This is a genomic window from Microbacterium umsixpiens (assembly GCF_053543675.1).
In genome coordinates this window covers 19,188-31,966 of record NZ_JBLVOH010000243.1, presented here as the reverse complement: position 1 = coordinate 31,966, position 12,779 = coordinate 19,188, and the positions used below count along the sequence as shown (strand labels likewise).

12 protein-coding genes and 1 tRNA gene are annotated in these 12,779 nt (G+C 68.8%); 9 read left to right on the top strand and 4 right to left on the bottom strand.

What is annotated here, in order from left to right:
* Nucleotides 1-123 precede the first annotated feature (123 nt).
* Nucleotides 124-816: a DUF2520 domain-containing protein gene (locus ACNPM4_RS20310; protein WP_029263726.1), complete on the top strand. Its 693-nt coding sequence runs from the start codon at nucleotides 124-126 to the stop codon at nucleotides 814-816.
* Between the two features lie 13 nt (nucleotides 817-829).
* On the opposite strand, the gene ACNPM4_RS20305 is transcribed toward ACNPM4_RS20310, so the two are convergent.
* Entirely contained in the window at nucleotides 830-2,698 is a 1,869-nt protein-coding gene (locus tag ACNPM4_RS20305; RefSeq protein WP_448986969.1) for a DUF2207 domain-containing protein, read from the bottom strand.
* A gap of 80 nt (nucleotides 2,699-2,778) precedes the next feature.
* Between ACNPM4_RS20305 and lysS the strand changes: the two genes are divergently transcribed.
* On the top strand, nucleotides 2,779-4,311 hold the full coding sequence (gene lysS, locus ACNPM4_RS20300) for a lysine--tRNA ligase (RefSeq protein ID WP_105711039.1): 1,533 nt from the start codon (nucleotides 2,779-2,781) through the stop codon (nucleotides 4,309-4,311).
* 16 nt (nucleotides 4,312-4,327) lie between these two features.
* Here lysS and ACNPM4_RS20295 read toward each other — a convergent pair whose 3' ends face one another.
* Nucleotides 4,328-5,452 (bottom strand): DUF4192 domain-containing protein, encoded by a 1,125-nt coding sequence (locus ACNPM4_RS20295; RefSeq protein WP_262002178.1) that lies wholly within the window; start codon nucleotides 5,450-5,452, stop codon nucleotides 4,328-4,330.
* A gap of 112 nt (nucleotides 5,453-5,564) precedes the next feature.
* On the opposite strand from ACNPM4_RS20295, the gene ACNPM4_RS20290 reads away from it, so the two are divergent.
* The 3 genes from ACNPM4_RS20290 to ACNPM4_RS20280 all read left to right on the top strand — a co-directional run bounded on the left by ACNPM4_RS20290 (nucleotide 5,565) and on the right by ACNPM4_RS20280 (nucleotide 8,070).
* Nucleotides 5,565-5,738, top strand: coding sequence for a hypothetical protein (locus ACNPM4_RS20290; RefSeq protein ID WP_168380830.1), 174 nt, complete (start codon nucleotides 5,565-5,567; stop codon nucleotides 5,736-5,738).
* An 86-nt stretch (nucleotides 5,739-5,824) separates the two neighbouring features.
* On the top strand, nucleotides 5,825-7,285 hold the full coding sequence (cls, locus tag ACNPM4_RS20285; protein ID WP_029263730.1) for a cardiolipin synthase: 1,461 nt from the start codon (nucleotides 5,825-5,827) through the stop codon (nucleotides 7,283-7,285).
* Nucleotides 7,286-7,341: 56 nt separating this feature from the next.
* Complete coding sequence (locus ACNPM4_RS20280; protein ID WP_448986968.1) at nucleotides 7,342-8,070, top strand: hypothetical protein; 729 nt, start codon at nucleotides 7,342-7,344, stop codon at nucleotides 8,068-8,070.
* A 109-nt stretch (nucleotides 8,071-8,179) separates the two neighbouring features.
* On the opposite strand, the gene ACNPM4_RS20275 is transcribed toward ACNPM4_RS20280, so the two are convergent.
* Nucleotides 8,180-9,178, bottom strand: a complete 999-nt coding sequence (locus ACNPM4_RS20275) for a diacylglycerol/lipid kinase family protein (RefSeq protein ID WP_262002180.1) — start codon at nucleotides 9,176-9,178, stop codon at nucleotides 8,180-8,182.
* An 82-nt stretch (nucleotides 9,179-9,260) separates the two neighbouring features.
* Here ACNPM4_RS20275 and ACNPM4_RS20270 point away from each other — a divergent pair, with 82 nt between their 5' ends.
* Complete coding sequence (locus ACNPM4_RS20270) at nucleotides 9,261-9,791, top strand: RNA polymerase sigma factor (protein WP_448986967.1); 531 nt, start codon at nucleotides 9,261-9,263, stop codon at nucleotides 9,789-9,791.
* Between the two features lie 34 nt (nucleotides 9,792-9,825).
* On the opposite strand, the gene ACNPM4_RS20265 is transcribed toward ACNPM4_RS20270, so the two are convergent.
* Complete coding sequence (locus ACNPM4_RS20265; protein ID WP_029263734.1) at nucleotides 9,826-10,206, bottom strand: YybH family protein; 381 nt, start codon at nucleotides 10,204-10,206, stop codon at nucleotides 9,826-9,828.
* Between the two features lie 111 nt (nucleotides 10,207-10,317).
* Between ACNPM4_RS20265 and serS the strand changes: the two genes are divergently transcribed.
* The 3 genes from serS to ACNPM4_RS20250 all read left to right on the top strand — a co-directional run bounded on the left by serS (nucleotide 10,318) and on the right by ACNPM4_RS20250 (nucleotide 12,580).
* Nucleotides 10,318-11,634, top strand: a complete 1,317-nt coding sequence (gene serS / locus ACNPM4_RS20260; RefSeq protein WP_029263735.1) for a serine--tRNA ligase — start codon at nucleotides 10,318-10,320, stop codon at nucleotides 11,632-11,634.
* The gene (locus ACNPM4_RS20255; RefSeq protein ID WP_029263736.1) at nucleotides 11,631-12,452 is read left to right on the top strand and encodes an HAD family hydrolase; all 822 of its coding nucleotides are present in this window, start codon (nucleotides 11,631-11,633) and stop codon (nucleotides 12,450-12,452) included. Before serS ends, ACNPM4_RS20255 begins: the two co-directional genes overlap by 4 nt.
* A gap of 43 nt (nucleotides 12,453-12,495) precedes the next feature.
* Nucleotides 12,496-12,580: transfer RNA gene (locus tag ACNPM4_RS20250), tRNA-Ser, on the top strand.
* The last annotated feature ends 199 nt before the right edge of the window (nucleotides 12,581-12,779 follow it).

Genomic DNA, 12,779 nt, shown 5'->3' with positions numbered 1-12,779 from the left:
GCCGGCCGCACCTGCGGTACCGCCTGCGCCTCCCGCTGCGCCGGCTGCGCCTCCCGCCGAACCGCAGCTGCGGCGGCGGAGGACGCCGCCGCCCGCACCGTCGGATCAGCCGGAGGAGTGACGGTGGCGCGGGACGGGCGTCTCGGCGTCGGCATCATCGGCGCGGGACGTGTCGGTCCGGTGATCGGTGCGGCGCTCGGCGGAGCGGGGCACGCGGTGATCGGGATCACGAGCGGGTCCGATGACGAGCGCGCTTCGGCCGTGCTGCCGGATGTTCCCGTGCTCGACGCGCTGGAGGTCGTGCGTCGAGCCGAGCTCGTGGTCATCGCGGTTCCCTCCGAGCAGCTGCCGTCGCTGGTCGCCGGCATCGCCGAGGTCGGGGGCTGGCAGATCGGGCAGCTCGTGCTGCACACCGATCCCGCGTACGGCATCGACGTGCTGCGGCCGGCCGCCGAGCGCGGCGCGATCCCGCTCGCCGTGCACCCCGCCATCACGTTCACGGGGACCTCGATCGACCTGCGTCAACTGCAGGCGGGGTTCGCCGCGGTGACAGCTCCGGCCGCGGTGCTGCCGATCGCCCAGGCGCTCGCGGTGGAGATCGGATGCGAGCCGGTCGTGATCGCGGAGGCAGACCGACCGGCCTACGCGGATGCGATCGCGACGGCCACCGAGTTCTCGCGATCGATCATCGGCCAGTCGACGGCCCGGTTGCGCGAGCTCGGCGTGGAGAACCCGGGCGGCTACCTGTCGGCGCTGGTGCAGTCGACGGTCGAGCGTGCGCTGCGCGAAGCATCCGACGCCCCGCCACTGATCTGACGGTGCCGGCGGCTCATCGTCCGCCCGAGAACCCTCCGCCTCCGCCACCACCGGAGAACCCGCCGCCGAACGACCCGCCGGCACTCGACGAGCCGCCGGCTGATGGTGCGGAGTACGTCGCCGCAGATTGCGACGACGCCATGAACGACGCCAGCTGCATGCGAAGGGCGAACGAGGTCGGGTCGCCGATCCAGGACGCTCCTCGCTGCTCGTGCGCGTAGGCACGTTCGAGCACGTCGCCCCACTCGTCCTCCATGCCGAAGAGGATCGCGTAGGGGAGGAGCCGTTCGTACACGTGGATGACGTCCGCCGTGCCGTCCTGTCGGCGCTCAGCACCGCTGTAGGACTGCAGCATACGGAGGCGGTCGGCATCCGCGACGCGGATGAACTCTTTCACCCCCTGCAGATACTCGGAGGCGCGCGCTCCTTCCGCCGTGAGGACCGTGTGCTTCGAGAACGCGTACACGCTCGACAGGAATACGAGGAAGGCCACGAACGACATCACGACGAGCGCGGGGATCGCGGAGAGGCGGCCGCTGGTGGCTGCCCAGATCCCCAGGGCCAATCCGATCAGCGCCACGCCGATCGCGCACCACTGCAGGAGCACAGCGCCACGACTGCGCGCCCTCTCGGTGAAGCCGCGGGATGCCGCTGCGCTCGTCCCACTCTCCTGCAGCGCGGTCATGCGGGCGGCGAATGCCTCATCGGCGGCGGGCAGCTCCACCACTCCGGCCGAGTCGGCGTCGAGGAACAGCGCGTCCAGTGCCTCCGCATCCAGCTCGTCCGGTGCGGCCGCCCCCGGGAGGCGGCGCAGGCGCGGCTCTTCCGCCTCGACGCCTTCTTCGATGCGCAGAGTTCCCCGTACGGCGAGGTGCACGATCTCTGCGGGGATCACGTCCTTCGCGCCGGTGATGGCCTTCGCCGCGATGAGCGGGGGCAGGGAATCCGGCACGTCGTACTGGGCCACGACGATACCGGTGGCCACCCGTCGCCGGCGAGCGAACGCCCAGACGGCGAACCAGCTGCCGACCGACAATCCCGCAGCGCCCGCGGCCGCGACGAAGGGGGCGACGTCGCCCACCGGGTCGGGTGTGCGTGCGAGGGGCTGCGCGACCGTGCCCGGCTCGAACCCGATGGCCACGGTGACCCCGTCGCCGGCGGGCCGCTCTCCGGACTCGACACGGAACGTCGCTGCGTCACCGTCGGTGGTCGGCCCCTGCAGATCGCACTCGTCGGTCGATCCCGGTGGCCCCGTGTAGCAGCGCGTGGATCCCGTGAGCGCGGCCGCCAGCTCGGGATCGAGCAGGATGTCGGTGCGGAACCGCTCGATGGGCTGCGTGCTGTCGAGCGGCAGGAGGTTCCAGTAGAACTCGTCCACTGCCGGCGTCGAAGACCCTGCGGCCGGCTTCGTCGCAAGAACCGTGTCGCGCATCTCGTACTCGATCACGTATGTGGTGAGGCCGTGCACGTAGGTGTCGTCGTCGCCGGTGAGCACGTACAGCAGCCCGTCCTCCTCGTCGGTCTCGTACGGCACCTCCTGGCCGTCGTCATCGGTCACGGAAAGCACCCGAGTCTCGGTGCTCGCCCCCTCGTACGAGGTCGCGAGCCCGCGGACGATGCCGAGATTCTGGTCCGTCTCGGGGAAGCGGGCGACCAAGGTCTCGGTCACGTGCATCCGCGCGCGGCCCTCCTCGTCGAGCCCCACCTCGTACACGGCATCCCACGATGCATACGAGAAGTCGCCCACGTCGCCTGGCTCCGCGGCGCGTACCTGCGGTGCGAGTCCAGGTCCGTCGGCGGCAGCGGCTGCGGCGGGAGCGGCGATCGCAGCGACCGCGAGCGAGAGGACGGCGAACGCGCGGAGGATCCGTGGAAGGGCCATTCTTCGAGGCTACCCAGCATGCGCCCTGAGCCGGCACGCCGCCTCGGTAAACTGGGAGGGACTTCCAAGGAGCCCCCCACATGACTGACGCGTCTGCCGCGCCCGAATCGGCCTCGACCGAGCCTTCTCTCGAAGAGGACGTTCATGAGCAGAAGGCCGTGCGCCTCGCCAAGCGTGAGCGCCTGATCGAGAAGCGCACGGATGCCGGTGGGGGAGCGTTCCCGGTCGGCGTGCCGGTCACGCACACGATTCCCGCGCTGCGCGCCGAGTACGGCGAGCTCGAGGCGGGCGCCGAGACGGGTGTCGTCGTCGGTGTCGCGGGTCGCGTCGTGTTCAGCCGCAACACGGGCAAGCTCTGCTTCGCCACCCTGCAGGCCGGTGACGGCTCGCGCATCCAGGCGATGATCTCGCTCGCGAACGTCGGCGAGGAGTCGCTCGCGGACTGGAAGGAATACGTCGACCTGGGCGACCACGTCTTCGTGCATGGCGAAGTCATCTCCAGCCGCCGTGGAGAGCTGTCGGTCATGGCCGATGGCTGGGCGATCGCTTCCAAGGCGATCCTCCCGCTCCCCAATGCGTACTCCGAGCTCAGCGAGGAAGGGCGTGTGCGCAGCCGCTACCTCGACCTCATCGTCCGCGAGCAGGCACGGACGACCGTGCGTGCCCGTGCCGCGGTGAATGCGAGCCTGCGCGCGACGTTCACGAGCCACGACTACCTCGAGGTCGAGACCCCCATGCTGCAGGTGCAGCACGGCGGCGCCTCCGCACGTCCCTTCATCACGCACTCGAACGCGTTCGACACCGAGCTGTACCTGCGCATCGCGCCCGAGCTCTACCTGAAGCGTGCGGTCGTCGGCGGCATCGAGCGTGTGTACGAGATCAACCGGAACTTCCGCAACGAGGGAGCCGACTCCACGCACAGCCCCGAGTTCGCGATGCTCGAGGCCTACCAGGCGTACGGCGACTACAGCCAGATGGCCGCGCTCACGCAGGAGCTCGTGCAGAAGGCGGCGATCGCGGTTGCCGGTTCGACGACCGTGACCTGGGCCGACGGCACCGAGTACGACCTCGGCGGGGACTGGGACCGCATCTCGATGTACGAGTCCCTCTCGGCGGCATCCGGTCGCACGGTCACACCGCAGGACTCGGTCGAGGACCTCATCGCGTTCGCCGAGGCGAACGACGTCGATCTTCCTCCGCAGGCCACCCACGGCAAGCTCGTCGAAGAGCTGTGGGAGCACTTCGTGAAGGGCGACCTGGTCCGCCCGACCTTCGTGATGGACTTCCCGGTCGACACGTCGCCTCTCGTGCGCGAGCACCGCTCGATCGCCGGCGTCGTGGAGAAATGGGACCTGTACATCCGGGGGTTCGAGCTGGCGACCGGATACTCCGAGCTCGTCGACCCGGTGATCCAGCGCGAACGGTTCGAGGCGCAGGCCAAGCTCGCCGCGCGCGGCGACGTGGAGGCGATGCCGGTCGACGAAGAGTTCCTGCGGGCACTCGAGCACGGCATGCCGCCGTCCGGCGGTATGGGCATGGGGATCGATCGTCTGCTGATGGCGATCACCGGCCTCGGCATCCGCGAGACGATTCTCTTCCCGCTCGTCAAGTAGTCCCCGAAGCTGGCGGTCATGCCGCCGAGCGTCGACGGAACGCCCATTCCGGAAGCATCGCGCCGGCGATCATGGTCTCCAGCAGGGCGGCCAGCGAGTATCGCGGGTCGATCTCGCGGACCAGTTCCAGATAGCGGGCGGCGTGGGTGGCTCGCCCCAGCGCCCACGACAGCCAGGCCGCCGCGGTGAGAGGTGCAGGTCGGGCCTCTCGGGGTGCCCGCGCTGCTGCCTCGCGAACGACGGACAGCGCGAGGCGGAGCCGATCGAGGTCCGGGGCGGGCCCCTGCCCCAGGAACAACCGTCCGAGCTCGTCGGGGACCATCTCGCCGGACTTCGCGAACGCGGTCTGCGCGTCGAGCGCGCGGACGCCTCCCGCGAGGTCGCTCGCCCACTGCGCGATCGCGACATCTCGGAGCAGCGGACGTTCCAGGCACCACAGCAGCGTCGCGGTCGCGTACGACGGAAGAGCATCGGGGGCCGCGAGCACCGATTCGAAGAACGCCGGCACGTCTTCGAGCAGCACGAGCGCGGCGATCAGCTGCGGATTCTCCCGTCCGGTCAGCCGGCCCTTTCCGTTGCCCTCTCCATCGAGCAGTGCCGCGAGTTCGAGTGCCGCTCTCCCCACTCGTTCTTTCTCGGCAAGATCCACCTCGGGCAGTCGAGCCCCCGCAGCCTGGTCCTCCGAGACGCCAGGCGCGGTCGGTCCCTCGGTGGGACTGCAGATCTCTGCCAGCGAGTGGAGGTCGGGGTCGCTCTCCACATAGCTCGACCACCCGGAGGGGGTCACGCAGAGCGCATCGACGACGCGGAGTCCCGCGTCCTCCGCGCAGCCGAGAAGTTCGTCGACGGCCACGGCATGGGGGAGGACGAGGCCGTCGCGGGTAGCGTGCGAAGGCTCGTCCGTGTACACGACCACGGCGACGGCATCGGTCCCTTGGACGCGGGCGACGAGGCCGACCGCAGCGTCGGCGTACAACGCGAGGTCGGTCCCGTCAGAGGGCAGATCGAGTCGCATGGCCCCGTCGGTGCGTGTGCCGCGGAAGGGCAGCAGCACGATGCTTCGACGAGGGGTGAAGCCCGCGAGAGTGGGGACGATGCCGAGGAAGGCGGCGGAATCGGTGGCGCGCAGCAGTGTTGTCATGTCGAGAGTGTTTCGGAGCAGCGATCTCACGGGGGCGGAAAAGCCGAGTTGTGGACGCGAAACCTGAATGCGCGGCGGTGTGCACGAGGAGTGGCTCGCGTACCATGGGGTGATGGACAACTTCTGGCTCGCCGCGGCATGGTCGCTTCTGCCGACCATCGGAGTGAGCATCGTGTTCGTCTTCGTGCTCCGCGGCATCCTCCGCTTCGACCGCACGGAGCGCAAGGTCCACGCGCAGATCGAGGCGGAGGAGCGCGCGGCACGGGGCCTTCCGCCGCGCGTCTGAGTCCCACCCATCCGCTACTGTGAAGCCAGCGTGCCGACCTCGGCGCGCACCCGAGGTGATCGTCACCGCGGTGGGGAAGGTGCACGATGACCGCGGAGACCTGGGGCTGGTGGATCGCCGCCTTCCTGCTGGTGCTCGACATCGCGATCCGTGTCACGGCGATCATCGTCATCCCGCGCAATCGGCGTCCGACCGCCGCGATGGCCTGGCTCCTCGCGGTGTTCTTCATCCCGTTCGTCGGAGTCTTCCTCTTCCTGCTGATCGGAAACCCGCGCCTACCGCGCGCACGTCGGCGCAAGCAGGACCAGATCAACGAGTACATCGCCGAGACGAGCGAGCACCTGCACTTCGGAACGCTGCGCCCGAACGCTCCCGCGTGGTTCGGTCCGATCGTCCAGATGAATCAGAAGCTCGGAGCGCTGCCGCTCTCCGGTGACAACGGCGCGCACCTGATCTCCGATTACCAGGAGTCGCTCGACGAGATGGCCGAGGCCATCCGCACCGCACAGGAATACGTGCATGTCGAGTTCTACATCCTCCAGTCGGACACGGCGACGGACAACTTCTTCCGCGCACTCGAAGAGGTGTGCGCCCGTGGCGTCGAGGTGCGGGTGCTTCTCGATCACTGGGCCAACCAGGGCAAGCCCCGGTATCGGCAGACGATCGCCCGACTCAACGCGATGGGGGCGGACTGGCACCTGATGCTGCCGGTGCAGCCGCTCAAGGGCAAGATGCAGCGCCCTGATCTGCGCAATCACCGCAAGCTCCTCGTCGTCGACGGCAACATCGCGTTCCTCGGATCGCAGAACATCACGGATTCGACATACAACCTGCCGAAGAACATCAAGCGCGGGCTGCACTGGGTCGATCTCATGGTCCGCCTCGACGGCCCGGTCGTGCTGAGCGTGAACGCGATCTTCGTCGCCGACTGGTACAGCGAGACCGACACGGTGCTCGAGGGCATCGACATCGCCCACGCGAACATCGGCTCCGGCGACCTCGACTGCCAGGTCGTGCCGTCGGGCCCCGGGTTCGAGGTCGAGAACAACCTGCGCCTCTTCCTCGGGCTGCTGTATGCCGCGAAGAAGAAGATCATGATCGTCAGCCCCTACTTCGTCCCCGACGAGGCGCTGCTGCTCGCCGTGACCGCGGCCGTCGATCGTGGCGTCAACGTCGAGCTCTTCGTCTCGGAAGAGGGCGATCAGGCGATGGTCTACCACGCCCAGCGGAGTTACTACGAGGTGCTGCTCAAGGCCGGTGTCCGCATCTGGATGTACCGCAAGCCGTACATCCTGCACACCAAGACGCTCACCATCGACGACGAGGTCGCCGTCATCGGCTCCAGCAACATGGACATGCGCTCGTTCGGTCTGAACCTCGAGGTCTCGATGCTGGTGCGCGGCGAGGAGTTCGTCACGGAGATGCGCGAGGTCGAGGACAAGTACCGCTCCCTCAGCCGTGAGCTGACACTCGAGGAGTGGATGCAGCAGCCGCTGCGCTCGACCGTGCTCGACAACCTCGCCCGCCTGACCTCCGCCCTGCAGTAGTCGTCGCAGGCCATCCGGGCTTTCCGGGGGATCTGCCCGCGGGCTACCCTGTGAGCATGACCTCTGCGCTTCGTCCCCTCGCTTCTGTCGTCGGCCTCGTCGCCGCAGCACTTCTCGTCGCGGGATGCACCGCCGGCCCCGGTTCCGACGCCCCGTCGAGTTCGCCGGCTCCGGGCACGGGAGACGTGGATGACCAGAACGACTTCGAGGGCGCCCTGCTCGACGATGGACGCATGTTCGCCGTGATCACGGTGGGCTCGTCGACATGCGTGCCGCAGGTCGATCAGGTCACGGCCGAGGGGCAGACCGTCACCGTGACGCTCGTCGACCCCGAGGGCGAATCGCCGAAGCCGTGCACGAAGGATCTCGCTCCGCGGGCGAGCCTCGGCGCGCTGCCGGAGGGCGTCGACCCGAAGTCGGACATCACCCTGAACGTGACCTACGGCGACCTCACCGACGACGTCGGCATCGACGGTGACCCGGCCGCCACCGGCACACCGGGAAGCACGACCGAGTTCCAGCCGTCCGCCGCTTGGCTCGACGACGACGGCCTCGTGCTGCTCACCTGGGGATCTTCGAGCTGCCTGCCGCAGATCGAGTCTCTCGAGGGCGCGGGAAACACCGGAACCGCGTACTTCGTGACCGACGAGAACCAGGTCTGCACCATGGACATGGCACCCCGAGCGACCTTGCTCGCGTTCGGGGAGGACACGGTTGACGACGACGGCACCTTCACGCTGACGCTGGTCGGCGGGGGACTCGACGGCACGGTCGAGGTCCGCTGACCCCTACGGGTAACCGTGGAGATCTTCTGGGCCACGCTCGTCTTCTTGGCCGGGATCAGCGTGATCATCGTGAACAAGCGACGCAAGCGCTGACGGGCGCCGCTCAGCCTCAGAGCATGTGAACCGGGTGGCCGGGCGGCAGCGCGAGCAGCAGCGCACCGGGGTCGGCCCAGCACGTGATGCGCACGGCGGCGCCGAACTCGTCGCCGTCGAGCTCGATCGGAATCGGAGTCGGAGCGGCGGCTTCGGCCGCGGCCCCGTGGAAGAAGTGCACCGACGCGTTCTTGCCGCGACGTTCGAGCACACGGCGCCCCGCGCGGAAGCGCCGCAGTACGGAGTTGTCCCACCAGATCTTGCGCCACACCGCGAACCAGCCGAGCATTCCGGTGGGCTGGATGACGGCGATGTCGAGGGCGGCATCCGTGATCGACGCGTCCGGGATGAGGGCGATACCGGCCGGAAGCGTGCCGCAGTTGGCGAAGAGCAGACTGTACGCACGGTGCGAATGCAGCCGCCCCTCATCGACCTGGTACACGGCGCGGAAGGGCTTCGCGCGGGGGAGGGAGCGGGCTGCTCCGTCGACGTAGGCGATCCACCCCACGGACTTCTTCAGATCCGAGCGGGTGTTGGCGATCATGTCGGCGTCCAGCCCCATGCCGGCCAGCACCACGAACGCGTGCTCCTCCTCCTCGCCGTTCTCACGGGTCAGTCGCGCCCGGCCGATGTCGATCGGATGGCGGAAGTCGCCGAGCGCCGCACGGATCATCTCCGCCGGATCGGCGAGCGGCAGGCCGAGATTGCGCGCGAGCAGGTTGCCCGTGCCGCTCGGCAGGATCGCCAGGGCGACTCCTGAGTTCGCGATCGCCTCCGAGACCGCGCGCACGGTGCCGTCGCCGCCGGCGACCAGCACGACATCCACGTTGCGTGCGAGCGCATGAGCCGTCGCACCCTGCCCGGCATCCTCGATGGTCGTCGGGTAGAAGGCGGGGTGATCCCATCCGGCCTCGCGAGACATATCACGCACCGTCGCACGCAGATGCTTGCCGTCGACCTTGATCGGATTGTAGATGAGCGCCGCCTGTCGTTGAACGGGGGCGCTGGTGGTCATGGCGCTACTCTAAACCGGGACGCGCCCGGGTCGGTCACAAACGGACCGCGCCATTCCGGTCGCGAGGACGAGGAGCATCCGGATGCACGATGGTTCCGACGACGCGACCCGCGCGGTGCTCTCCGGACTGATCACGGCGGAACCCGACCGACTCCGTCGCCGCAGCATTTCGTTGGGGGTACCCGCTGCGGATGCCGAAGACGCTGCGCAGACATCCCTGCTGCGCGCCTGGCGCTCGGTCGCGCATCTCGAGACACCGGAACCCGGCCGCGTATGTTCCTGGCTCGACGCCATCGCGCGGAACGTCGCCATCGACCTGGCCCGGCAGCGTGCGCGCCGGCCGGAGGCCGTTCTCGACGACGACACCGCCCGCGAGCAGACGGGCGTGGATGCCGCGGTGGAGATCCGCGTGTTCCTCGACGGCGCGCTCGAGGCTCTGCATTCGCTGCCGGAGACCATCCGTGAGCCCCTGCTGCTGGCCGTCGTCGACGGTCTCTCCGCGGACGAGGTGGCAGCACGCCTCGGGATCGAGCCCGCAGCCGCGCGGCAACGGATCTCGCGGGCACGCAAGGCGCTGCGGGCCTGCCGCACGACAGGCATGGGTGACGGCTGAGGGAGGCCCGATCGTCGGACCTCCCCCGAGAGGTTCAGGCCGTGCCGAAGGGGTTGTCGACGGCGTACCGCCAGCCGTGCACCTCGTCGTGCACCGCGACATCGGCCGTGGTGCCCGCGAGGGCGATCTCGGAACCGTCGGGACCCGTGCCGGTGATGGTCCAGTCCGCGATCGCGAGTCCGGTACCGGCACTCTCGAAGACGTGACGGACACGCATCGAGATGGGCAGGTTCAGCCCGAGGAACTGCTCGAGCGCGCCGCGCACGGCGGCCGTGCCCGTGACGGCCGTTCCCGGCGCAGGGACGAAGACGACGTCCGACGTGTTCAAGGCCATCAGGCCGTCGAGGTCGCGGGCGTTGAACCGGTCGGCGAACGCCAGGTTCAGCTGGTCGAGGGAGGTCACGGGGATGGTCATGGGGTTCCTTTCCTGGGTCGACCGAATGCCGACCTCTGCAGAGGAAGACGACGCAGCGGCGAGGGTGTGACATCCGGATTCGCCGTCGGTACGGCACCGTAGACTTGGGAGATGATCGACCTCGCACTCCTCCGCGAAAACCCGGAGATCGTCCGCCGTTCACAGGCTGCCCGTGGAAACGACCAGAGCACCGTCGACGTCGCACTCGAGGCCGATCGATCGCGCCGGGCCGCACTCTCCGCCTTCGAGGAACTGCGCGCCGAGCAGAACGCGTTCGGCAAGCAGGTCGCGAAGGCCCCCAAAGAGGAGAAGGCCGCGCTCGTCGCGCAGGCCAAGGACCTCGCCGACCGTGTGAAGCAGGCGCAGCATGCGGCGAACGAGGCTGCGGATGCCGCCGCCGCCGCACTCGCCCGGATCGAGAACGTCGTCATCGACGGCGTCCCCGCCGGCGGCGAGGCCGACTTCGTCGAACTGCGTCGGGTGGGCGAGGTGCCCGCATTCGACTTCGAGCCGCGCGACCACCTCGAGCTCGGTGAGCTCCTCGGCGCGATCGACATGGAGCGCGGAGCGAAGGTCTCCGGCGCGCGCTTCTACTTCCTGCGCGGCATCGGGGCTCGCCTCGAGATCGCCCTCATGAACCTCGCTCTCGACAAGGCTCTGCAGAACGGGTTCGTGCCGCTGATCACGCCCACCCTCGTGCGCCCCGAGATCATGCAGGGCACCGGGTTCCTCGGCGAGCACGCCGACGAGGTCTACCACCTCGACAAGGACGACGACCTGTACCTCGTCGGCACCAGCGAGGTCGCGCTCGCCGGGTACCACAAGGATGAGATCGTCGACCTCGCCGACGGCGCCCTCCGCTATGCGGGCTGGTCGACCTGCTACCGCCGCGAAGCGGGTTCGCACGGCAAGGACACCCGCGGCATCATCCGGGTGCATCAGTTCAACAAGCTCGAGATGTTCGTCTACACGACCGCAGAGGAGTCCGAGGCGGAGCACCTGCGCCTCGTCGCGCTGCAGGAGGAGATGCTCACCTCCCTCGGACTCTCCTACCGTGTGATCGATGTCGCCGCGGGCGATCTCGGCTCGAGCGCAGCACGCAAGTACGACATCGAGGCGTGGGTGCCGACGCAGGGAGCGTTCCGCGAGCTCACGTCGACGTCGAACTGCACGACCTTCCAGGCACGCCGACTCGACGTCCGGCACCGTCCGGTCGTCGATGCGACGGATACTGCCGCTCCAGGTGCGGCGAAGACGCAGCACGTGGCCACCCTCAACGGCACGCTCGCCACCACGCGCTGGATCGTCGCCCTGCTCGAGACGCATCAGCAGGCCGATGGATCGGTGCGTGTGCCCGAGGTGCTGCGCCCCTACCTCGGCGGGCTCGAAGTGATCCTGCCGCTCGGTGACGGGCGGGCTGCTCGATGACGGGGCACTGGCTGGTCGGACTCGACGTCGACGGCACCATCCTGCTGCAGGACGAGACCATGAGCCCCGGTGTGCCCGAGGCGGTCGCGCGCGTGCGCGATGCCGGACACGTGGTGACCATCGCGACCGGACGCAGCTGGATGGCCACGCGCCGCTATGTCGAGGAGCTCGGTCTCACCGCCGACTACGTCGTGTGCTCCAACGGTGCCGTGACGATGCGCCGCGACGGTGACGACTGGGAGCGTTGGAATGTCGAGACCTTCGACCCGACTCCCGTGCTCGGACTGCTGCGCGACCGTCTTCCGGACGCCCGGTACATGGTCGAACTCGCCTCGGGGCAGAGGTTGTTCACCGAGCAGCTCGACGACTGGACGCTCGACGGCGGCCGACAGGTCGACTTCGACGAACTCGGCGCGCTGCCGGTCTCCCGCATCGTGGTCGTCTCTCCCGGGCATGACGAAGACGATTTCCATCGCCTGGTGGCGGATGCCGGCCTCAACGAGGTCTCCTACGCGATCGGGTGGACCGCGTGGTTGGACATCGCCCCGCAGGGCGTGGACAAGGGCACCGCGCTGGAGCAGGTGCGCACCGAGCTCGGTCTCGACGGCGGACGCATCCTGGTGGCCGGCGACGGGCGCAACGACATCGGCATGTTCGGCTGGGCACGCTCCCTCGAGGGACGGGCCGTGGCGATGGGGCAGGCTCCGGACGAGGTGAAGGAAGCCGCGAGCGAGGTCACCGCCGACGTCGAGGACGGCGGGCTGGCGCAGGCGCTCGACACGCTTCCAGCGCCCGCCCAGGTCAGCGCGGGAGAATAGAACTCGGCTAGACTCACGCCTTGTCGACAGATACGTCTGTCGAGGAGGGTTGTCCGAGCGGCCGATGGAGCTGGTCTTGAAAACCAGTGGGCAGAGATGTCTCGTGGGTTCGAATCCCACACCCTCCGCATAGTGAGCACGGTGACCCCGCACCGGCGCTGAATCCGAAAGGGTCCGAGTGAGCGACAACACCCGACGCCGCCGTACCATCGCGCGACACGGTCAACTCGAGACCCCGAGCCCGCTCGGCCAGCTGCTGAGGTTCATCGCGATCGGCCTGGCCGTGGTGCTCGTCAGCGGTCTCGGCGTCGGCTTCTACATTGCGTA